Origin of the sequence: Gemmobacter nectariphilus DSM 15620, assembly GCF_000429765.1 — a bacterium.
GTDB lineage: Bacteria > Pseudomonadota > Alphaproteobacteria > Rhodobacterales > Rhodobacteraceae > Wagnerdoeblera > Wagnerdoeblera nectariphila.
On sequence record NZ_AUCM01000011.1, the window covers coordinates 22,289 to 41,934 of the forward strand.

Genomic DNA, 19,646 nt, shown 5'->3' on the forward strand with positions numbered 1-19,646 from the left:
CGCCCGTGCGCCAGGCTGTCGGGCGGCCCGCGATGATCGCTAGCCGCGACAGCTGCCCGCAAGGCGTTCCAGGAACGCCACGCAGGCGTCCAGCTGCGCAATGGCGATGCCTTCGTCCGGCTGATGCGCATCGGCAATGTCGCCAGGCCCGCAGACCACCGAAGGGATCCCCGCGGCGGCAAAGATCCCTGCCTCGGTGCCATAGGACACGCCGCGGGGCGCCGACTGGCCCAGAAGACCCAGCAGTTCCGCCTCGAGCCCGGACTCGCCCAGCGGTGCCAGCAGGGGAATGCGCGACATGACGTCGAACCGGATGCCGGCCTCGGGCGAGATGCGCTTCATGGCCGGTTCCAGCACCTCGGCCGCATAGGTCGAAAAGCGCCGGAACACTTCGCGATCGTCGGTGCCGGGCACGACGCGCATTTCCCAGAAAAAGGCGCAATCCTCGGCAACGATATTGCCATGCAGGCCACCGCGGATCTGGTTGACCTGAATGGTGGAATAGGGGGGATCGAACAGATCGAGCCGCGGCCCGTCCTTCATGTCCTGGCGGATGCGGTTGATCTCGGCCACCAGTTCGGCGGCGATCATCACCGCATTGACATACTTGTCAGGCTGCGAGGAATGGCCGGGCACGCCCTTGACATGCGCCCAGCCGATCATGCCGCCCTTGTGCGCGGTGATCAGTTCCATGTTGCTCGGCTCGCCGATCACGGCCAGACGGGGGCGCATCGCACTGGCGCCGATCCATTCGGCCATGGACCCGACGCCGGTGCAGCCGACCTCTTCGTCATAGGAAAAGGCGAAATGCACCGGCCGCTGCAAGGGGGCGGCGGCAATCGCCGGCATCGCGGCAAGACAGCAGGCCAGAAACCCCTTCATGTCGGTTGCGCCCCGGCCGATCACCCGCCCGTCCACATGGCGCAGGGTCCAGGGATCGCCGGTCCAGTCCTGGCCCTCGCAGGGGACGACATCCATATGGCCGCTGAACAGCACCCCGCCGGGCAGCTCGGGTCCGAAGGTGACCAGCAGATTGGCCTTGTCGCCAGTGGCATTCGGGAACCGGCGGCACCGGCCGCCATAGGGGGCGACCATCGCCTCGATCGCGTCGGCCATGGCAAGGTTGCTGACCGCGCTGACGGTGGGAAAGGCCACCAGTCGGGCAAGATAGTCGGTGGCGCTGAGGGGCTGGGTCATGTCGGGCTCCGGTCATGGGTCGGGCGGCCGAAGCCGCCCGAGGGTCGCGTCACGAAAGGACGCGGATCAGTTCTTCGGCGTGAACGACGACGGGCGGGTCTGTTCGTCGGCGCGCGGCAGGATGTCGATGCCCTTGCGCGCCGCCCAGGTCGAGCCCTGCCAGTAGAGCGGCACGATGGCCATGTCGTCATGCACGATCTGCGCCGCTTCGGCCATCAACCCCTTGCGGGCGTCGGTATCCATGGTGGACATGGCCTTCATGGTCACCTCGTCCAGCTTGGGGTTGCAATAGTTGCCCCAGTTGACCGGACCCATGCCCTTGTCCTTGTTCTTGCAGGCAATCATCGCGCGAATGCCGCCGGCCGCATCGGCGGTGTTCCCCCAGGCCATCATGCTGAAGGCGAACTCGCCGCCATTGCCGCGGGTGTTGACCATGGTGAAGGGCATCGCATCGACCTGGGTCTTGATGCCCACGCGGGTCAGCATCTGCGCCACGCCCTGTGCCACCTGTTCATCATTGATCAGGCGGTTGTTCGGGGTCGCCAGCGTGATCTGGAAGCCGTCCGGATACCCCGCCTCGGCCAGCAGCGCCTTGGCCTTGTTGGCATCGAACACCGGGCTGTCCAGCGCCGGGATATTGCCCTCGCCCCCATCGAACACGATGTTCCAGGTCGGATAGGCCAGCCCCGACATCAGCCGGTCACGGATCGCCTCGCGGTTGATGGCATAGCTGATCGCCTGACGCACGCGCACATCCTTGAGCGGGTTCTTGTCCAGCGGCTTGCCGTCATGGCCCATGACGGTCGGGGGCTGGTCGCGGCCGCTGTCGACGAACAGGAACACGACGCGCATAGACTTGGCCGATTCAAAGACCAGATCGGGGTTGGACTTGAAGCGGTCCAGATCGGTGGTCGGCACGTTCTCGATCGCATCGACCGAACCGGACAGCAGCGCCGCAGACCGCGCACCATCATCGGTGATGAAGCGGATGCGCACATTGTCCCACGCCGGCTTGTCGCCCCAGTAGCCGTCAAATCGGGTCATGTTCAGCTGATCGTCCGGCGTGTAGCCCGCGAACTTGTAGGGGCCCGTGCCGATCGCAACCTTGCCGCTGTTGAAATCGGGTGTGCCGGCACCCTCGACCGCGGCTTTCTTGACCACCGCCACGCGCGAGAGGTCGCGCAGGAACTGCGGATAGGGGAAGTTGGTGACAACCCGGATCTTGTGATCGTCGACGATCTGGATCTCTTTCACCGGCCTCGTGTAGATCGTGAAGGACGACGGGCTGTTGGTGATCGTCGCCGGACGCAGCAGAGAAAATTCCACATCCGCCGCCGTGAACGGGCTGCCATCGTGGAACGTGGCATCGACCAGATCGAATTCCCAGGTCACGTCATCGACCAGCCGCCATTCCTTGGCCAGCGAGGGATGAACCATGCCATCGGGGCCGATCACCGTCAGCGCCTCGAAGATATTGCCAAGGGCGGCGTTGTTCGGCGTCGCATTCTGATAGTGGGGATCGACGGCCGTGACGGGCGCGCTGATCGCATAGGTCAGATCCGCCGCCTGAGCCGCGCTGCCCGCCAAGGCAATGGCCAGCGCCGCCGATGACAGAAGCCTGCTGACATAGGTCATGTTGGTGTTTCCCTGTTGTTGAGTGTTTCCTTGATCAAATGATACAACGCTGTTAATTTGAGTTTCAACCATTACTATCGCCGCCGCCCCCCTGGCGCCATCCAATCGGCCACCAGACAAGAAGGACACGCGCTTGAACCACCCAGAGCCCGCCGTTCCGCGCCACGAGATCTGCCCATGACCGCCTACCTGATTCGCCGGATCTTTCAGGCGCTGTTCGTGATGCTGGCCATGGCGGTGCTGGTCTTTGCCGCTGTCTACATGCTGGGCAACCCGGTCGACGCGCTGCTCAGCCCCGATTCCGACCAGATCGAACGCGCAGCGGCGATCCAGCGCCTGGGGCTGGACCGCCCGCTTTACGAACAGTTCGGCCTGTTCCTGTGGAATGCCGTGCGCGGCGATCTGGGCACCTCGTTCGTCTATGGCATCCCGGCGATCGAAGTGCTGATGCTGCGCCTGCCAACCACGCTGGAGCTGGCGGTGTTCGCCATGCTGCTGGCGCTGGCCATCGGGATCCCGCTGGGCATCATCGCCGGGATGCGGCCGGGCAGCTTTGCCGGCAAGACGATCATGGCCGGGTCGATCCTTGGGTTTTCGCTGCCGGCCTTCTGGGTGGGGCTGATGCTGATCCTGATCTTTGCGGTGACGCTGCAACTGCTGCCCTCGGGCGGGCGGGGGGAAACGGTGCAGGTCTTCGGCGCCAATTTCGCATCGCTGACGCTGGACGGGCTCAAGCACATGATCCTGCCGGCCACGACCCTTGCGCTTTACAAGGCGTCGCTGGTGATCCGGGTGTGCGAATCCGGCACGCGCGAGGTGATGTCGCAAGACTACATCCGCTTTGCCCGCGCCAAGGGACTGGGGTTCTGGCGCATCGTCAGCCTGCACATCTTCAAGAACGTGATGATCCCGGTCGTCACCATCATGGGGATGGAATTCGGCGGCCTGCTGGCGTTTTCCGTCGTGGTCGAGACGATCTATGCCTATCAGGGCATGGGCGAGCTGCTGATCAGCTCCATCAACCGGCTCGACCGGCCGGTTGTCGTGACCTACCTGCTGTTCACCACGGTGATGTTCGTCGTGATCAACCTTGTGGTCGATATCCTGTATGCCGTGCTGGATCCGCGGATCCGGCTGTCGGAGGAAAGCGCATGAGCCAGCCGCCCGCCACCCCGGCCCGCGCGCCCTTGCCCAAACAGAACATCCTGCTGATCCAGGCGGCAAAGTTCATCGAAAAGCCCTCGGCGGTGGTCGGGCTGCTGATCCTGCTGGTCGCTGTTGTCGTGGCGCTGCTGGCGCCATGGATCGCGCCGCAGAACCCCTATGACCTGATGCAGATCGACATCATGGACAACATGTTGCCGCCAGGAAGCGAGCTGATGTCGGGCCAGATTGCCTGGCTGGGCACCGACTCGCAGGGACGCGACATGCTGTCGGCCATCCTGTACGGGCTGCGGATCTCGCTGTCGGTCGGCATCACCACGGTGCTGATCGCGGGGGCGATCGGGGCGACGGTCGGCGTCGCCGCCGCCTTCATCGGTGGCCGGTTCGAGGCCGTCGTGATGCGGATCGTCGATCTGCATCTGGCCTTTCCGTCCATCCTGATCGCGCTGGTGCTGCTGTCGGCCTTTGGCCGCGGGATCGACAAGGTGATCTTTGCGCTGGTGATCGTGCAATGGGCCTATTACGCCCGCACCGTGCGCGGATCGGCCCTGGTGGAAACCCGCAAGGATTACATCGCCGCCTGCGAGGTGCTGCAACTGCCGCGCTGGCGGGTGCTGTTCCGCCACCTGCTGCCGAACTGCATTCCGCCGCTGATCGTTGTGGCCACAGTGCAGGTGGCCGGCGCGATCTTGCTGGAATCGACGCTGTCGTTTCTTGGCGCCGGGGTGCCGGTGACGGAACCCTCGCTGGGGATGCTGATCTCGCAGGGCTACAGCTACATGCTGTCGGGCAAATACTGGATCGCGGTGTTCCCCGGCGTGATGCTGGTGGTCGTGATCATCGCCATCAACCTTGTGGGCGACCGGCTGCGCATCGTCCTCAACCCCCGGCTTTCGTCGTGAGCGAGGGACCAATGACCGCACATCCCGCCGCCCCCGCACTTGAGGTGACGAACCTTGCCGTGTCCTTTGGAACCCGCCGCGGCGATCTGGCCGCCGTGCGCGGCATCAGCTTTCAGGTCGCCCCCGGCGAGGTGCTGGGGCTGGTCGGGGAATCCGGTTCCGGCAAGTCGATCACCGGCCTTGCCACCATGGGCCTGATCGACCCGCCGGGACGCATCGTTTCCGGCTCGGTCAAGGTGAACGGGCACGAGATGGTCGGCCGGTCCGAGGCGGATCTGCGCCGGATGCGCGGGCGCGAGATCTCGATAATCTTTCAGGATCCCTCGACCACGCTGAACCCGGTGCTGCGCGTCGATACCCAGATGATCGAGGCCCTGCGCGCCCACGACCCCGCCCTGTCGCACAAGGCGGCGCGGGATCGCTGCGTCACTGCGCTGGCCGCCGTGGGCATCCCCTCGCCCGAAGAACGGCTTCTGGGCTATCCGCACCAGTTTTCCGGCGGGATGCGGCAGCGGCTGGCGATTGCCATTGCCCTCTTGAACCGCCCCGCGGTGCTGATCGCGGATGAACCGACGACGGCCCTTGACGTGACGATCCAGAGCCAGGTTCTGGGCGAGGTGCAGCAACTGGCCGCCGAAACCGGCACGGCGCTGGTCTGGATCACGCATGATCTGTCGGTGGTCGCCGGATTGGCCGACCGCATCGCGGTGATGTACGCCGGCCGGATCGTGGAAACCGGAACCGTGGCCGACATCCTGACCGATGCGCGCCATCCCTATACCGCCGGGCTGATCGCCTCGGTTCCCAGCCGGAACCATCGCGGGGCGCGGCTGGCGCAGATCCCTGGCGCAACGCCTTCGCTGGTTGCCATGCCGACGGGCTGCCCGTTCCATCCGCGCTGCGATCATGCCGATGCGACCTGCCGGGCCGAGGTGCCCGCGCCCCGCCCCGTCGCTGGCCGCGCGGTTGCCTGCCACCACCCCCTGACCGCCACCGCCACGGCCTGAGCCCGGAATGCCCGCCATGACCGAACCCGCCGCCACCCCCATCCTTCAGCTGGACGGCGTTGGCCGGATCTTTGCCCGCAAGCCCGACATTGCCGCGCGCATTGCCCATAAGCTGGTCGGAAGCCCCCTGCCGCCGCGTGTGCGGGCGGTGGACGATGTCAGCTTTGCCGTCCGTCCGGGCGAGGTTCTGGGGCTGGTCGGCGAATCCGGCTGCGGCAAGTCCACGCTGGCCCGCATGATCAGCGGCATCCTGTCGCCATCATCCGGCACGATCCGGTTTCAGGGCGAGGACATGGCCGGCATGTCCGCCAGCCAGCGCCGACAGGCCGGGCTGGATCTGCAGATGGTGTTTCAGGACCCCATGGCCTCGCTCAACCCGCGCCTGCGCGTTGTCGACATCATCGGCGAGGCGCCGGTCGCGCATGGGCTGATCAAGGCGTCGGAACAGGACGGCTATGTCTGCGAGATGATGGAGCGGGTCGGCCTCGACCCCAGCACCCGCTATCTTTACGCCCACCAGTTTTCGGGCGGGCAGCGGGCACGCATCGGCATCGCGCGGGCCTTGGCGGTCAAGCCGCGGGTGCTGATCTGCGACGAATCCACCGCCGCGCTGGATGTGTCGATCCAGTCGCAGATCCTCAACCTGTTCATGGACCTGCGCGAACAGATGGGGCTGACCTATATCTTCGTCAGCCACGACCTGGGCGTCGTTCAACATATCTCGGACCGGATCGCGGTGATGTATCTGGGCCGTGTGGTCGAACTGGCCGGGGCCGAAGAGCTGTTCGCCGATCCCCAGCACCCCTATACCCGCGCCCTTCTGGCCGAAGTGCCAAGGCTGGAGCCGAAGAAGCGCCGGTTCGAGGGGATCAAGGGCGAGATGCCATCGCCGCTCAACCCGCCATCGGGCTGCCATTTCCACCCGCGCTGCGCCATTGCCGTGCCCGCCTGCGCGACGCGCCGCCCGGCTTTGCGCGAATTGCCAGGGGGGCGGCTGGCAGCCTGCGATCTGATCGGCGAGGGCGTCGCGGTCTGACGTGTGGCGGGGTGAACCCCGCCCTACAGCCGATGCGCAGAAAAGGGCGCGGGGTCTATGAACGGGGCCTCGCCCGTCATCAGCTCGGCCAGCAGGCGCCCGCTGGCCGGCCCTTGGGTCAGCCCGTGATGGCCATGGCCGAACAGCAGCCACAGACCCGGATGCGCCGTCGCCTCGCCAATCACCGGCAGCATGTCGGGCATGCAGGGGCGGGTGCCCAGCCAGGGCGGATCCAGCGCCTCGGCCAGCGCCAGATAGGTGCGCGCGGCCGCCTCGGCGGACCTGATCTGCCGCAGATCGGGTGGCGCATCGCGGGGGGCCAGCTCGACCCCGGTCAGCACACGGATCCCCATGTCCATCGGCACGACCAGATGACCGCTGCCCGGAACATGCACAGGGTGGTTCAGCACCGTCCCCTCGGCCGCTGCAAAGTGCCTATGATAGCCCCGCTTGAACAGCATCGGCACCCGCAGACCCAGCGGGCGCAGCACATCCGGGCTCCATGGCCCCAACGCAACCACCACCCGCGCGGCGTGAACCGCACCGCCGGTCGTGGCGATGCGCCAGCCGGCGCCCTGCCGCGTCACGCCCTGGACCTTTGCCGCCATCACCTCGCCGCCCCGCGCAACAAAGGCCGCGGCCAGTCGGGCAACATAGGCCCCCGGATCGGTGATCGACACGGTCGCCTGCCAATGGAACGCCCCGGCAAAGGGCTGGCGCAGATGCGGCTCGGCGCGCTCCAGCGCCGCGCTGTCCAGCCGGGATACGCGAATGCCATGGGGCGCCACCTCGGCCTGCCGATCCACCTCGAGCAGGCGTGGGTCGCGCACCAGTTCCAGCCAGCCGCAGTCACGCAGCAGCCCCGCCGCACCGGCAGGCACGGCCAGGGCACGATGCTCGTCCAGCGCCTTACCCATTAGCGCCCGAAAGCTGGCCCCGATCGGCCCGATCCTGCCTGGACGCGAATTGCGCCAATAGCCGTATAGCCCGCCCGCCATGCCCAACAGCCCGCCCGGCTGCCAGCGCAGATCCGGCGCGCGGTTCAGGGCATAGCGCACCAGCGTGCCAAGATCTTGCGGGCAAGGGTGCGGCAGGGCCGTCGACATCTCGATCAGCCCGGCATTGCCATGGCTTGTGCCGCTGCCCGGCTTTGCGCGATCCAGCAGCAGCACCGACACGCCGCGCTGTTGCAGATGCAGCGCCGCCGACACACCCGCGATGCCTGCGCCCAGAACGACAACCTGCCCGCCTGCGTCCATGTCCACCCCCGAATTCGCGCCCCTGCGGAAGTTTGAACTTGAAAAACCCGGCCGCGCAATATGTGATCAAAAAATCGAATGATGTTTTCACGAGGGGGCGCATCCATGACCGACGTTACCGACCTGCTGGCCAGGATCATTGCATTTCGCAACATCAGCGCAGGGTCGAACCTGCCGATGCTGGACTGGATCGAAGAGGTCGCGCGCCCCTATGGCATGACCGCCCGCCGCTTTCCCGACCCGACCGGGCAAAAGGCCAGCCTGCTTTTGACGCTTGGCCCCGAGGTGCCGGGCGGGGTGCTGTTCAGCGGGCATACCGATGTGGTGCCCTGCGAAGGCCAGGCCTGGTCGGCCGACCCCTGGACGGCGCGGGTGGAAAACGGCCGGCTGATCGGGCGCGGCTCCAGCGACATGCAGGGCTTTCTGGCCTGCTGCCTGGCCGCCCTGCCCGCGCTTGCCGCCAAGAAACTGACCCGCCCGATCCATTTTGCCTTTTCCTATGACGAGGAAGTGGGCTGCACGGGCGTATGGGACATGGCGAAATGGATCGGCGCCAGCGGCATGAAACCCCGCCTTGCGGTGATCGGCGAGCCGACCGAGATGCATGTCGCCAATGCCCACAAGGGCGGGCTGATCGGCTGGTGCAAGGTCAAGGGCGTGCCGGGGCATTCCTCGCAGCCCGACAAATACGTCAATGCGGTGATGATCGCCGCCGAGGTGATCGCCGAGATCAACCGCATCCGCGACGACATGCGCGACGGGCCGCACTATGCTGCCGCCACGCCGCCCTGGTCCACCATTCAGGTCAACCAGATCCGGGGCGGTCTGCATGGCAACATCGTGGCCGAGGATTGCGAATTCTTCTGGGAAATGCGCATCACCCCCGGCAGCCCGCCCGACAGCGATCTGGCCGTGCTGGAGCGGATGAAGGCCTTTGCCCGCACCCTGGAGCCGGCGATGAAGCGGATCAGCCCCGAGGCCGGGATCGAATTCATCGTTCAAGCCCGCATCCCGCCGCTGAACCCGGTCAGCGACCCGGCGATCCTGCGCGAGATGCTCGACCTGACCGGCACCCAGCAGCCATTGACCAAATCGGGCGGCACCGAGGCGGGCATCTTCACCTTGCAGGGCATTCCCGCGCTGGTGATCGGGCCGGGCGACAACAGCCAGCCGCACCAGCCCGACGAATATGTCGAAATCGCCATGCTGGAACGTTGCATCGCCTTTCTTGACCGGCTTGGGGACAGCTGCACCGCATGACCCGCAGGCGCGGCGCCATTTGGCGTCAGGCGGACGGGGCGTCCGCCCCGGAGTTGCCGGATGTTTTCGCACTGTTGCACAGGGAGGATCGGCATGAGCGGGGATTTGGTGCTCAGGGGCGGGCGGGTGATCGACCCGGCCGCCGGGCTGGATACCCAGGCTGACGTCGCGATCACCGATGGACGGATCGCGGCGATCGGGCCGGGTTTGACGGGGCACCGTGTCGAGGATGTCACCGGCCACATCGTGGTGCCGGGGCTGATCGACCTGCACACCCATATCTATCGCGGCGGCACATCGCTGGCGCTGGACCCGCTGGCGATCACCCGAATGAGCGGCGCCACGACGCTGGTGGATGCCGGATCGGCGGGCGCTTCAAACTTTGAAGGGTTCCGCGACCATGTGATCCGCCCGGCGCCCATGCGGATCTTCGCGTTTCTCAACATTTCATACGCCGGGATCTTTGCCTGGAAACCGGGGCTGATGTTCGGAGAATCCTCGGACCTGCGACTGCTGGACATGGCCGAATGCCTGCGCGTGGTGCAGGAAAACCGCGACACCATCGTCGGGGTCAAGGTGCGGCTGGGTTCTTATGCCTCGGGCGCGATGGGACTGGCGCCGCTGGACATGGCGCTGGAGGTGGCCGAGGCCGCGGGCGTGCCGGTCATGGCGCATATCGACTATGTGCCCCCGACCGGGCGCGAGGTGCTGGACCGGCTGCGGCCGGGCGATGTGCTGACCCATGCCTGCAAGGGGTTCCCGAACAGCCTGCTGCGCGGCGACGGTCGCATCCTGCCAGCGGCGCTGGCGGCACGCGCGCGCGGGGTGCTGTTCGACATCGGCCATGGAACGATCTCGTTCGATCAGGACACTGCGGCGCGTCTTGCGGACCTGGGGTTCGTGCCCGATTTCATCTCGTCCGACCTGCACGCGATGTGCGTCGATGGCGAGCGCTTTCATCTGCTGACCGTCATGTCCAAGATGCTGGCGATCGGGGTGCCACTGGCCGAGGTGATCGCACGGGCAACCGCGACCCCGGCGGCCTATTTGCGGCAGGACGATCTTGGCACATTGCGCCCCGGCGCAGTCGCGGATGTGACGGCGCTGGCTCTTGACGGGACAGCCCTGCGCTTGGCCGGGTGCTGGATCGGCGGCAAGCGATTTGACCTCTGATATGCGCCGTTGCTGCGGGGTACAAGCATCTTGACCTTCGGCGGCAAACATGTGATCAAATGATCTACCCTATCTGGTGATATCTCATGCCCTATCTTGCCCGCCGCATCACGGAAACCTCTGGCAAATCCTTTGGAATGTTCGGGCGGGCCGCCGCGCTGGCGGCCACCGGGCGGCCGCTCTTGCGGATGGAAGTCGGGATGCCCCATGCCGATACCCCGGCACATATCAAGGAGGCCACGATTGCCGCCCTGCGCGCGGGCAAGGTGCATTATTCCCACCTGGCCGGCGAGCTGCATTTCCGCGAGGCCGCGCGCGAAAAGCTGCTGCGCAAGAATGCGCTGGATGTGCCGGTGGACCGGATCATCGTCACCAATGGCCTGACCCATGCGTCCTATGCCGCCATCATGGCGCTGATCGACGACGGGGACGAGGCGATCTTGCTGGAGCCCTATTACCCGCAGCATATCGGCAAGATCGAACTGGCGGGCGGCAAGGTGGTCATGGCGCAGCTGGATGCCGGGAACGACTTTGCCATCGACCCGGCGCGGATCGAGGCCAAGATCACCCCGCGCACCAAGATGATCGTGCTGATCAACCCGTGCAACCCGACCGGCCGCGTCTATTCCCGCGCCGAGTTGCAGGGGCTGGCCGATCTGGCGATCAGGCATGACCTGCTGGTGATCTCGGACGAGGTCTATGAGGATATCCTGTTCGACGGCGCCCAGCATATCTCCATCGCCTCGCTGCCGGGGATGGAGGAGCGGACGATCACCATGTTCGCCTTTACCAAAAGCTACGCGATGGACGGCTGGCGTATCGGCTATATGGTCGCGCCGGACTGGGCAATCGGGGCGCTGCTGAAGATCACGGCGAACGATGTGACCCATGTCAACACCTTCATCCAGGATGGCGCCACGGCGGCGCTGACCGGCGATCCGGCCGTGCTGGCCGGGCTGGTGGCCGAGGACAAGGCCAAGCGGGACATCGTGGTCAGCCGCCTGAACCAGATGGCAGGTGTGCGCTGCGCCTGGCCGCAGGGCACGATCTATGCCTTTCCCGACATTCGCCAGACCGGCATGACCTCGCAGGCGGTGGCAGAACGGCTGCTGGAGGAAACCGGCGTCGCGGTCGAGGCGGGCAGCTTTTATGGCCCGGCCGGCGAGGGGCATCTTCGGGTGTGCTTCGGCTCGTTGTCCGAGGCAGATATCACCGAAGCGATGGACCGGATGCAAAGGTTCTTCGGCGGGTTGTGACGCGCGCGGGGTGGACGTCCCGGGGGGCCAGCCCCCCGGACCCCCCGGGGTATTTCCGGCAAGGTGATGATCAGGCCAAGGGTCAGGCGGCGAGTTGCTTCAAGGCGCCAAGCAGATCATGGCATTGATCCGCCGTTGTCACGCTGCCCGGCGACAGCCGCAGCACCGATCCGCGCGCATCGGTGTAGATCCCGCGCCGGCGCAATTCATCGACGACCGCCGCCGCATTGCCGGGCAGGTGCAACATCAGGCTGCCACCGCGCCGGTCGGCCTCGGCGGGCGAGGCCAGGGAAAGGCCAAGGTCCGCGGCGCCTTGGGCGAGCAGTCCGGTCAAGTGCCGATTATGCGCCCCCAGCACCGCAACGCCAGTCTGCAGCACATGATCCAGCCCCGGCTGGCTGGCGATGGCGGGCAACACGTTCGGGGTGCCATTGTCGAACCGCCGCGCATCGGGGGCAAAGGCAAACCCATCCAGATCCCAGGAAAACGGGTTGGCCTGGCTGAACCAGCCCCGGAATTCAGGCTGACATTCGGCCAGCAGATCGGGCATCACCTGAAGCACCCCGGCCCCTGGCACCCCGCACAGCCATTTCAGCGAGGAACCGACCGTGAAGTCGGCCCGCGCCGCATAAGGCCGGATGCCCACGCCTTGCGTGATATCGACGCCCACCAGCGTTCCCATGCGGCGGCCATGATCCAGCAGCCGGTCCAGATCGGCCATATGCGAGGCGGTCGAGGTCACCCAGGTGATCAGCGCCAGCCGCACATCCTGCCCCCAGGCGGCCAGGAAATCATCGTCGCTCACATAGGCGCGCCCTTGCGGGGGCGCGACGGTGCGCAGGGTAAAGCCGATGCGGCGGGCCAGTTCGGCCAGCAGGAAATGCAGGCTGGGAAAGCAGTCCTGCGCCACCAGAACCACACCGCCCGCCAGCCGCTGTTCCGGCAGGCCGCGCATCAGCGCATAGAGCGCGCCGGTCACGCTTTCAGCCAGGGTCAGGCTGCCCGCAGGCGCGCCGATCAGCCGTTGCCAGCTGGCGATGAAGGCGCCGCGGCGGGTCATGGCATCGGGCCACTGGCCATCATCCTCGGCGCACCAATGGCAGGTGAAATCGGACACGGCGCGGGTCACCGCCGCCTCTTTGCCCGCAAAGGTGCCGATGGAGTGATACAGGAAGTAGCTCATGCCCGGTGCCCCAGATCCCAGAACAGCCCCGCCATCATCGCCAGTCCTTGGTGCACGATGGACACCGGCAGGTGTTCATCGGCGCCATGCTGCCCGCAACCGGGGTAGGAGTGCGGGACCCAGATCGTCGGCAGCCGCAGCGTATCGGTAAAGATGGTGTTCGGCAGCGACCCACCCAGATTGGGCAAGATCACTGGCACCTGGCCCAGCGTCTGCGCCAGCGAGTCGGTGGCAAAGCGCACCCATTCATCTTGCAGGTCCGACCGGCTGGCCGGGAAGGCCGCATCGGTGGCTGGCACGATCTTGACTCGATGAAGCCCTGCCGCATCCAGCTTGCGGCGCACGGCTGGCAGCACCGCATCGGTATCTACCCCCACCGGATGGCGCAGCTGCAACCGTGCCCGCGCCCAAGGCGGGATGGCGTAGAGCGGCTTGGCGATGTTGCCGACCTCGATCTCCATCACTTCCAGCGTGGACCAGCCATAGACCCGTTCCGCCTGTGTCAGGCCGGGGGCGCCCCACCAGGGGTCAAGCGCAGGATCGCCGGGCGAGGTCTCGATGGTGCAGCGCGCCAGCGCCGCCTTGACGTCGTCAGGAATGGTGCCAGGCGTCAGCTCCGGCACCAGGCATTCGCCGGTCGGCCCGATCAGCGCGGCAATGGCATGGGCCAGTTCCACGCCCGGATTGGCCAGCAGCCCGCCCCAGTTGCCGGAATGGTGATACCCTTCGCGTGCCACCACCTCGAGGTGGATGTTCAGCCCGCCCCGCGCGCCCAGAAAGATCGTCGGCTGCGCCCGGCCGATCCGCGGCCCGTCAGAGGCGATCAGCATGTCGGCGGCAAACGCGTCACGGTTCTCGGCCACCAGATCGGCCAGGCCAGGAGAGCCGTATTCCTCGCCCATCTCCATCAGGAACTTCAGGTTGAACCCAAGGCGCCCGTTCACCGCCAGCACCGCCTCGATGGCGGCAAGGTTCACGGAATGCTGCCCCTTGTTGTCGGCAGTGCCCCGGCCATACCAGACGCCATCACGTTCGGTCAGCACAAAGGGATCAAGTCCCGGCGACCACATCTCGGGCACGCCGGTCACCACATCGCCATGCCCATACATCAGCACGGTGGGCAGGGCCGGATCCTCGATCCGGCTGGCCAGCAGGAACCCGCCCGGCGCCGGATCGCGGCGGAACTGGCGCTGTTCGAACCCCAGACGGGCAAAGATCGGCGCAAGCTCGTCATCCAGATAGCGTTGCAGGTCGGGCCAGTGCTCTGCCTCGCGCGAGACGGTGGGCATGGCGACGCGGCGCGCCAGATCGGCCTTGAACCGCCCGCTGGTCAGGGTTTCAAGGGCGGCGGCAATGGCGGCATCACGGGTCATGCAAGGCTCCTGTCATTGTGGCCCAGGGGCGCCACGGACCAAGCCATACCGATTATGATTGTTTGATCAACCGCGATTCGACAAGAAGCCGCGCATCACCCTGCCGCTTCGGCGATCAATTGACGCAACAGGCCGTGCGAGGCCTGAATATCCGTCTCCATCGCTGCGCGGAACGCGGCGGCATCGCGCGCCGCCAATGCCTTGCAGGCGGCTTCGTGATGGGCGGTGAAACTGTCGCGCAGCTCTGTCTTGAGCAGTTGCTCCATCCGGTCCGACAGGATGCGCACATAAGGGCCCGACCGCAGCCACAAATTCTCGATCTGGCTCATCAGCACGGGGCTTCGCGCGGCGCGGTAGATATGGAAATGGAACTCGCGGTTGGCGGCGGTCATGGCCGGGGTATCGCCCGCAAGGCCGCTGGCATGGTGGCGCGCCACGATCGCCGTCAGGGTGGCCAGATCGCTGTCATCCAGATGATCGAAGGCGATCATCGAGGCAGCCCCCTCGATGATCACGCGGGCGCGGGTGATATCGTCCAGCTCGTCCGCCGACAGATCGGGCACATAGGCCGTGCCCGACGGCGCGATGCGCAGCGCGTTTTCGGCGGCCAGCCGCCGCAGCGCCTCGCGCACCGGCATGTGCGAGACATGGAACCGCTCGGCCAGACCTGCAATGGTAAAGGCCTCCTTCGCCTCGAAGGCGCCGGCGATCAGCGCCTCGCGCAGCTGGGCATAGACCTGATCCTGAACGGTCTGGCGTTCCATGATCGGCTGCAAGCCTTTTGAACCGGTTCTGGGTGCCATGATCTTCCTCGCAAAGCCGCCGCACACAATCGCGTCAGGGCCAGTCATTTGCAAGCCGCGTCAACCGCCCTGCGGCGGTTTCCTGTGCCGCGACGCCACGGCAAGCCCCTGACAGCCACCCATTCGCGCCCTATATCCCCCCATGATCGCGATGGAGGCCCCATGCAGTTCGACAACTCCTACGCCCGCCTGCCCGCGCATATGTTCGCCCGGCAAGACCCCACGCCTGTCGCCGCGCCGGGGCTGATCGGCCTGAATGCCGGGTTGGCGCAGGACATGGGCCTTGACCCGGACGAACTGTCCTTGCCCGACTGGATCGCGGTGTTCGCCGGCAACCGCGTCCCGCCGGGGGCAGAGCCGCTGGCGCAGGCCTATGCCGGGCACCAGTTCGGCAACTGGGTGCCGCAGCTTGGCGACGGGCGGGCAGTGCTGCTGGGCGAACATGTCGGCCCCGACGGGCGGCGCTGGGATATCCAGCTCAAGGGTGCCGGGCGCACGCCGTTTTCGCGCATGGGCGACGGGCGGGCCTGGGTCGGGCCGGTGATCCGCGAATATATCGTCTCCGAGGCGATGCACGCGCTTGGGGTGCCCACCACCCGCGCGCTGGCCGCCGTCTCCACGGGCGAGCCGGTCTACCGCGAAGGCGCCATGCCGGGCGCGGTGCTGACCCGCGTTGCCTCCAGCCATCTGCGCGTCGGCACCTTCCAGTATTTCGCCGCCCGACAGGACACGGATGCGCTGCGCCGGCTGACCGATATGGCGCTGGGCCGCCACTACCCCGGCACGACCGGCGCCCTTGGCCTGCTGGAACAGGTCACGACGGCCCAGGCGCGTCTGGTCGCGCAATGGATGGCGCTTGGCTTCATCCATGGGGTGATGAATACCGACAATGCCCATGTCGGCGGGCTGACCATCGACTATGGTCCCTGCGCCTTCATGGACGCCTATCATCCGGGCCGGGTGTTTTCCTCGATCGACCAGATGGGGCGCTATGCCTATGGCAACCAGCCACAGATCGCGGTGTGGAACGTCGCGCAACTGGCCAGCAGCCTTCTGCCGCTGATCGACCCCGACGAGGCGGCAGCGGTCGAGGCGGCAACCCCGCTGGTCCATGGCTTTGCCGATATCTATCAGGCCGAATGGCTGACCCGCTTCCGTGCCAAGCTGGGTCTGGTCCGCGCGCTGGATGGTGATCAGGCGCTGATCGAGTCGCTGCTCGACCGCATGGCCCGGCTGGGGGTGGACTTCACCCGCGCCTTCCGCTGTCTTGCCGAAGGCACTGCCGCCGCCGAATTCCCCGAGCCCGAGGCCTTCACCACCTGGCAGGCCGACTGGCACGCCCGCCTTGCCGCCGAAGGCCGCAGCCTGACCGATGCACAGGCCACCATGCGCCGGGTGAACCCCGCGATCATCCCGCGCAACCACCAGATCGAAGCCGCGATCACCGCCGCCGTGGCCGGCGACCTTGTCCCGTTCCACGCGCTGAATGCCGCCCTTGCCGCCCCCTTTGACGCGGCCCCCGACGACCCGCTGCGGGCCGCCCCGGCCCCGGCCGAAATCATCCGCCGCACCTTCTGCGGCACCTGAGCCCCTTCATCTGTCCGCAAATATCCTCGGGGGGATCTCAGGGGGGCAGACGGCCCCCCTGAGCGGGGGGCGCGGGGGGCCAGCCCCCCGCATCCCCCCGCAAACCGGCCGGAAACCGCCCGTTCCGTGGCCCTGCGCGCCTTCCGGGGCTTGACCCGGCCGTCCGCTTGGCCCTTCAATCGCAAACGAATTTCAGGGGATTCCCGGCCTGACGGGACCGCGCAGGGAGAGCCGCATGTTCAGCAAGACCCAGGATGACCGGCCGACCACTGGCCGCGGAGGACAGGTTTCGGTTCTGGCCCCGGATCTGGTGATCACTGGCGTCATCGCCTCGGAAGGCACGATCGAGCTGCACGGCAACGTCGATGGTGAACTCGCCGCCGCCACGTTGGTCATCGGGAACGAAGGCCAGATGAAGGGCAAGGTTCAGGCCGGTCAGGTCGATGTCCGGGGCGAGATGGATGGCTCGGTCAGCTGCGGCTCGCTCACGCTGCGCGCGGCGGCCAAGCTGCATGCCGATTGCCAAAGCAGCCGCCTGGTCATCGAATCCGGCGCCGAGGTCGAGGGCCGGTTCTCGCGCCCTGCCGCTCCGCCGCCGGCTGCCCCTGCCGCACTAGCGCCTGCGGCGGCACCGGCTGACGTGCCTGGCGATGCCACCGCGGAAGACGGCGACACCGCCTGAACCCGGTCAGCCTGCGGGCGGGATCGAATAGGTCAGCCCTGCCCGCGCGACCACCGAATCCGACCCGTCCGAGCGCAGCAGAACATCGCCCACCGCCAGCACGCGGCCCAGCTTGAGCAGCCGCGCCTCGGCGATCAGGTCACGCCCGGACTCGGGCTTGCGCATGAAGTCGATGCTGCAATTCGTGGTGACCGCCAACGCGACCGGCCCGATCCGCGACAGGATCGCCAGATAGATCGCCACATCCGCCAGTGCAAACATCGAGGGGCCCGACACCGTGCCACCGGGCCGCAAGTGGCGATCCCCGATCAGCATCCGCACCGTCAGCCCCTTTGGGTCCAGCCGGTCCACCAGAAAATCATCGGCCACCTGCGGAAAGGCCTGCTGCATGAATTCGTGCAGCGCCGGAATATCCATCGCCAGTGTCACACTTTCCTCCCTGTCTTCCCCGGCGTAAGGTTTCGTCAAAGCGGAGGAATGGCAAGATGGCAGACCCGATCCTGACCCGGCACGATGCCGGTAACGTTGCGACACTTACGCTCAACGCGCCGGACAAGCTGAATGCGCTGTCCGATGCCATGCTGGCGGCGCTGAAGGATGCCTTCGCCGCGCTGGAGACTGACCGCAGCATCCGCGCCGTGATCCTGAAAGGTTCGGGTAAGGCGTTCTGCGCCGGGCATGACCTGCGCGAGATGCAGGCGGCGCGTCAGGCCCCCGATGGCGGTGCGGCGGCCTTTGCCGATCTGTTCGCCCGCTGTGCGCAAGTGATGCAGACCATCCCCCGACTGCCCCAGCCGGTCATCGCGCAGGTCCACGGTATCGCCACCGCCGCCGGATGCCAGCTGGTGGCCAGCTGCGACATGGCCATCGCGGCCGAAGGCACCCGGTTCGGGGTGAACGGGGTGAACATCGGCCTGTTCTGTTCCACCCCCATGGTCGCGCTGACCCGCAACGTGCCGCGCAAACATGCGTTCGAAATGCTGTCCACCGGCACCTTCATCGACGCCAGCCGGGCCGAGGCGCTGGGGCTGGTCAACCGCGTCGTGCCTGCCGAGGCGCTGGAATCGGAAACCCAGGCGCTGGCCGCCACCGTGGCTGCCAAGCTGGACGCGGCCGTGCGCATCGGCAAGCGCGCGTTCTATGATCAGATCCAGATGCCGCTGGCCGAGGCCTATGACTTCACCGGCGCCATCATGGTGGAAAACATGCTGCTGCGCGACACGAACGAGGGCATTTGCGCCTTTCTGGAAAAGCGCAAGCCAGACTGGGCCTGACCGGCGGGCGGGCGCTCACATCTTCGGGAAGGCGGCCTTGGCGATGGACTTGAGGCCAAGAACAGGCCAGAACGGTCGCATGTTCCCCGCCCCCGCCTTTGCCATCGCCATGACCATCGCCCTGGCCGTGCTGACCACAGCATTGACCATGCTGCGGGTGCCGGTGCCTGCGGGCATCGGCGGCACCGACAAGCTGCACCACCTGCTGGCCTTTGCGGCGCTGGCGCTGCCGATCGCGACCGTTCGCCCAAGGTGGAGCCTTGGGCTGGCGCTGATCCTGGCCGGCTATGGCGGGCTGATCGAACTGGTACAGCCCTATGTCGGGCGCTCACGCGAACTGGCAGACTGGACGGCGGATCTGAAGGGGATCGCTGTCGGCACCCTGGCAGGCGTCGGGCTGAACCGGCTGGCCTGGCTGCTGCGCGGGCGGCGGCTGGCCTGAGGCCTAGCCCTTCATCAGCCGTTCTGCCTTGCGCCGCACCAGCACCGTGCGCAGATCGTGCATGGCCAGAAGCAGCCGGTCCGTCACCTCGTCCAGCGCCTCGTCGCTGGCGCGGGACTGCGCCCAGTGCGCCGTCATGTTCAGATGGTCCACGGTGCGGTGAATGTCGTCGATATCGCGGCGGGCCAGCATGGCCTGCCGGTCGGCCAGCCATTCCGCGATGGCGGCCTGATCCGCCTGGGTCAGGGACCGATCGCCATGCGGCTTTATATTGCCGCTCTTGATGTTGACAAAGGCAATCTCGTCCATCTCGATCCGCCGCTGGCGGTTCTCGGTATCGACGCGAAAGACCGCGGCGCCATTCTCGCGAATGCGAAAGTAGTAGTCAGGAAGCTCCGCACCCATTTCACCCC

19 protein-coding genes are annotated in these 19,646 nt (G+C 66.6%); 11 read left to right on the forward strand and 8 right to left on the reverse strand.

Annotation, left to right across the window (positions count from 1 at the left end; all coding sequences use genetic code 11):
* Positions 1–39: 39 nt before the first annotated feature.
* Both argE (G481_RS0112455) and G481_RS0112460 read right to left on the reverse strand, forming a co-directional pair.
* On the reverse strand, positions 40–1,197 hold the full coding sequence (argE, locus tag G481_RS0112455) for an acetylornithine deacetylase (RefSeq protein WP_028030333.1): 1,158 nt from the start codon (positions 1,195–1,197) through the stop codon (positions 40–42).
* Positions 1,198–1,263: 66 nt separating this feature from the next.
* The gene (locus tag G481_RS0112460) at positions 1,264–2,832 is read right to left on the reverse strand and encodes an ABC transporter substrate-binding protein (RefSeq protein WP_035025979.1); all 1,569 of its coding nucleotides are present in this window, start codon (positions 2,830–2,832) and stop codon (positions 1,264–1,266) included.
* Positions 2,833–3,009: 177 nt separating this feature from the next.
* On the opposite strand from G481_RS0112460, the gene G481_RS0112465 reads away from it, so the two are divergent.
* The 4 genes from G481_RS0112465 to G481_RS0112480 are packed head-to-tail and all read left to right on the forward strand — an operon-like array spanning position 3,010 to position 6,941.
* Positions 3,010–3,987, forward strand: a complete 978-nt coding sequence (locus G481_RS0112465) for an ABC transporter permease (protein WP_028030335.1) — start codon at positions 3,010–3,012, stop codon at positions 3,985–3,987.
* Positions 3,984–4,898 carry an ABC transporter permease gene (locus tag G481_RS0112470; RefSeq protein WP_028030336.1) on the forward strand — a complete coding sequence of 305 codons (915 nt, stop codon included), beginning with the start codon at positions 3,984–3,986 and terminating at the stop codon, positions 4,896–4,898. The genes G481_RS0112465 and G481_RS0112470 overlap by 4 nt, the downstream gene beginning before the upstream one ends.
* 11 nt (positions 4,899–4,909) lie before the next feature.
* Complete coding sequence (locus tag G481_RS0112475; RefSeq protein ID WP_028030337.1) at positions 4,910–5,905, forward strand: ABC transporter ATP-binding protein; 996 nt, start codon at positions 4,910–4,912, stop codon at positions 5,903–5,905.
* A gap of 16 nt (positions 5,906–5,921) precedes the next feature.
* Positions 5,922–6,941 carry an ABC transporter ATP-binding protein gene (locus tag G481_RS0112480; RefSeq protein ID WP_028030338.1) on the forward strand — a complete coding sequence of 340 codons (1,020 nt, stop codon included), beginning with the start codon at positions 5,922–5,924 and terminating at the stop codon, positions 6,939–6,941.
* Positions 6,942–6,964: 23 nt separating this feature from the next.
* Here the strand turns inward: G481_RS0112480 and G481_RS0112485 are convergent, their stop codons facing one another.
* The gene (locus G481_RS0112485; RefSeq protein WP_028030339.1) at positions 6,965–8,200 is read right to left on the reverse strand and encodes an NAD(P)/FAD-dependent oxidoreductase; all 1,236 of its coding nucleotides are present in this window, start codon (positions 8,198–8,200) and stop codon (positions 6,965–6,967) included.
* 105 nt (positions 8,201–8,305) lie between these two features.
* Between G481_RS0112485 and argE (G481_RS0112490) the strand changes: the two genes are divergently transcribed.
* The 3 genes from argE (G481_RS0112490) to G481_RS0112500 all read left to right on the forward strand — a co-directional run bounded on the left by argE (G481_RS0112490) (position 8,306) and on the right by G481_RS0112500 (position 11,889).
* Positions 8,306–9,460 (forward strand): acetylornithine deacetylase, encoded by a 1,155-nt coding sequence (argE, locus tag G481_RS0112490; protein WP_028030340.1) that lies wholly within the window; start codon positions 8,306–8,308, stop codon positions 9,458–9,460.
* A gap of 93 nt (positions 9,461–9,553) precedes the next feature.
* Positions 9,554–10,633 carry an amidohydrolase family protein gene (locus G481_RS23700; RefSeq protein WP_051294509.1) on the forward strand — a complete coding sequence of 360 codons (1,080 nt, stop codon included), beginning with the start codon at positions 9,554–9,556 and terminating at the stop codon, positions 10,631–10,633.
* Between the two features lie 86 nt (positions 10,634–10,719).
* Positions 10,720–11,889: a pyridoxal phosphate-dependent aminotransferase gene (locus tag G481_RS0112500; protein WP_028030341.1), complete on the forward strand. Its 1,170-nt coding sequence runs from the start codon at positions 10,720–10,722 to the stop codon at positions 11,887–11,889.
* An 82-nt stretch (positions 11,890–11,971) separates the two neighbouring features.
* On the opposite strand, the gene G481_RS0112505 is transcribed toward G481_RS0112500, so the two are convergent.
* The 3 genes from G481_RS0112505 to G481_RS0112515 all read right to left on the reverse strand — a co-directional run bounded on the left by G481_RS0112505 (position 11,972) and on the right by G481_RS0112515 (position 15,209).
* Positions 11,972–13,072, reverse strand: coding sequence for an aminotransferase class V-fold PLP-dependent enzyme (locus G481_RS0112505; protein WP_028030342.1), 1,101 nt, complete (start codon positions 13,070–13,072; stop codon positions 11,972–11,974).
* On the reverse strand, positions 13,069–14,445 hold the full coding sequence (locus tag G481_RS0112510) for a M20 family metallopeptidase (protein WP_028030343.1): 1,377 nt from the start codon (positions 14,443–14,445) through the stop codon (positions 13,069–13,071). The genes G481_RS0112505 and G481_RS0112510 overlap by 4 nt, the downstream gene beginning before the upstream one ends.
* 95 nt (positions 14,446–14,540) lie before the next feature.
* Positions 14,541–15,209, reverse strand: coding sequence for a GntR family transcriptional regulator (locus tag G481_RS0112515; protein ID WP_035025981.1), 669 nt, complete (start codon positions 15,207–15,209; stop codon positions 14,541–14,543).
* A 201-nt stretch (positions 15,210–15,410) separates the two neighbouring features.
* Between G481_RS0112515 and G481_RS0112520 the strand changes: the two genes are divergently transcribed.
* Both G481_RS0112520 and G481_RS23705 read left to right on the forward strand, forming a co-directional pair.
* Positions 15,411–16,835: a protein adenylyltransferase SelO gene (locus tag G481_RS0112520; RefSeq protein ID WP_035025983.1), complete on the forward strand. Its 1,425-nt coding sequence runs from the start codon at positions 15,411–15,413 to the stop codon at positions 16,833–16,835.
* A 235-nt stretch (positions 16,836–17,070) separates the two neighbouring features.
* Positions 17,071–17,517: a bactofilin family protein gene (locus G481_RS23705; protein ID WP_051294510.1), complete on the forward strand. Its 447-nt coding sequence runs from the start codon at positions 17,071–17,073 to the stop codon at positions 17,515–17,517.
* 6 nt (positions 17,518–17,523) lie between these two features.
* Here G481_RS23705 and G481_RS0112530 read toward each other — a convergent pair whose 3' ends face one another.
* Positions 17,524–17,946 carry a PaaI family thioesterase gene (locus G481_RS0112530; RefSeq protein ID WP_028030346.1) on the reverse strand — a complete coding sequence of 141 codons (423 nt, stop codon included), beginning with the start codon at positions 17,944–17,946 and terminating at the stop codon, positions 17,524–17,526.
* A gap of 56 nt (positions 17,947–18,002) precedes the next feature.
* Here G481_RS0112530 and G481_RS0112535 point away from each other — a divergent pair, with 56 nt between their 5' ends.
* Positions 18,003–18,791 carry an enoyl-CoA hydratase gene (locus G481_RS0112535; protein WP_028030347.1) on the forward strand — a complete coding sequence of 263 codons (789 nt, stop codon included), beginning with the start codon at positions 18,003–18,005 and terminating at the stop codon, positions 18,789–18,791.
* Between the two features lie 79 nt (positions 18,792–18,870).
* A complete protein-coding gene (locus tag G481_RS0112540; RefSeq protein ID WP_035025984.1) occupies positions 18,871–19,233 on the forward strand; it encodes a VanZ family protein in 363 nt (120 codons plus the stop codon).
* Between the two features lie 3 nt (positions 19,234–19,236).
* Here G481_RS0112540 and G481_RS0112545 read toward each other — a convergent pair whose 3' ends face one another.
* Positions 19,237–19,638, reverse strand: a complete 402-nt coding sequence (locus G481_RS0112545) for a hypothetical protein (RefSeq protein ID WP_028030349.1) — start codon at positions 19,636–19,638, stop codon at positions 19,237–19,239.
* Positions 19,639–19,646 lie beyond the last annotated feature (8 nt).

What these genes read in the sequence shown, in the direction of transcription:
- argE (WP_028030333.1), bottom strand. Translation starts at nt 1,197, where the DNA reads ATGACCCAGCCCCTCAGCGCCACCGACTATCTTGCCCGACTGGTGGCC.
- G481_RS0112460 (WP_035025979.1), bottom strand. Translation starts at nt 2,832, where the DNA reads ATGACCTATGTCAGCAGGCTTCTGTCATCGGCGGCGCTGGCCATTGCC.
- G481_RS0112465 (WP_028030335.1), top strand. Translation starts at nt 3,010, where the DNA reads ATGACCGCCTACCTGATTCGCCGGATCTTTCAGGCGCTGTTCGTGATG.
- G481_RS0112470 (WP_028030336.1), top strand. Translation starts at nt 3,984, where the DNA reads ATGAGCCAGCCGCCCGCCACCCCGGCCCGCGCGCCCTTGCCCAAACAG.
- G481_RS0112475 (WP_028030337.1), top strand. Translation starts at nt 4,910, where the DNA reads ATGACCGCACATCCCGCCGCCCCCGCACTTGAGGTGACGAACCTTGCC.
- G481_RS0112480 (WP_028030338.1), top strand. Translation starts at nt 5,922, where the DNA reads ATGACCGAACCCGCCGCCACCCCCATCCTTCAGCTGGACGGCGTTGGC.
- G481_RS0112485 (WP_028030339.1), bottom strand. Translation starts at nt 8,200, where the DNA reads ATGGACGCAGGCGGGCAGGTTGTCGTTCTGGGCGCAGGCATCGCGGGT.
- argE (WP_028030340.1), top strand. Translation starts at nt 8,306, where the DNA reads ATGACCGACGTTACCGACCTGCTGGCCAGGATCATTGCATTTCGCAAC.
- G481_RS23700 (WP_051294509.1), top strand. Translation starts at nt 9,554, where the DNA reads ATGAGCGGGGATTTGGTGCTCAGGGGCGGGCGGGTGATCGACCCGGCC.
- G481_RS0112500 (WP_028030341.1), top strand. Translation starts at nt 10,720, where the DNA reads ATGCCCTATCTTGCCCGCCGCATCACGGAAACCTCTGGCAAATCCTTT.
- G481_RS0112505 (WP_028030342.1), bottom strand. Translation starts at nt 13,072, where the DNA reads ATGAGCTACTTCCTGTATCACTCCATCGGCACCTTTGCGGGCAAAGAG.
- G481_RS0112510 (WP_028030343.1), bottom strand. Translation starts at nt 14,445, where the DNA reads ATGACCCGTGATGCCGCCATTGCCGCCGCCCTTGAAACCCTGACCAGC.
- G481_RS0112515 (WP_035025981.1), bottom strand. Translation starts at nt 15,209, where the DNA reads ATGGAACGCCAGACCGTTCAGGATCAGGTCTATGCCCAGCTGCGCGAG.
- G481_RS0112520 (WP_035025983.1), top strand. Translation starts at nt 15,411, where the DNA reads ATGCAGTTCGACAACTCCTACGCCCGCCTGCCCGCGCATATGTTCGCC.
- G481_RS23705 (WP_051294510.1), top strand. Translation starts at nt 17,071, where the DNA reads ATGTTCAGCAAGACCCAGGATGACCGGCCGACCACTGGCCGCGGAGGA.
- G481_RS0112535 (WP_028030347.1), top strand. Translation starts at nt 18,003, where the DNA reads ATGGCAGACCCGATCCTGACCCGGCACGATGCCGGTAACGTTGCGACA.
- G481_RS0112540 (WP_035025984.1), top strand. Translation starts at nt 18,871, where the DNA reads ATGTTCCCCGCCCCCGCCTTTGCCATCGCCATGACCATCGCCCTGGCC.
- G481_RS0112545 (WP_028030349.1), bottom strand. Translation starts at nt 19,638, where the DNA reads ATGGGTGCGGAGCTTCCTGACTACTACTTTCGCATTCGCGAGAATGGC.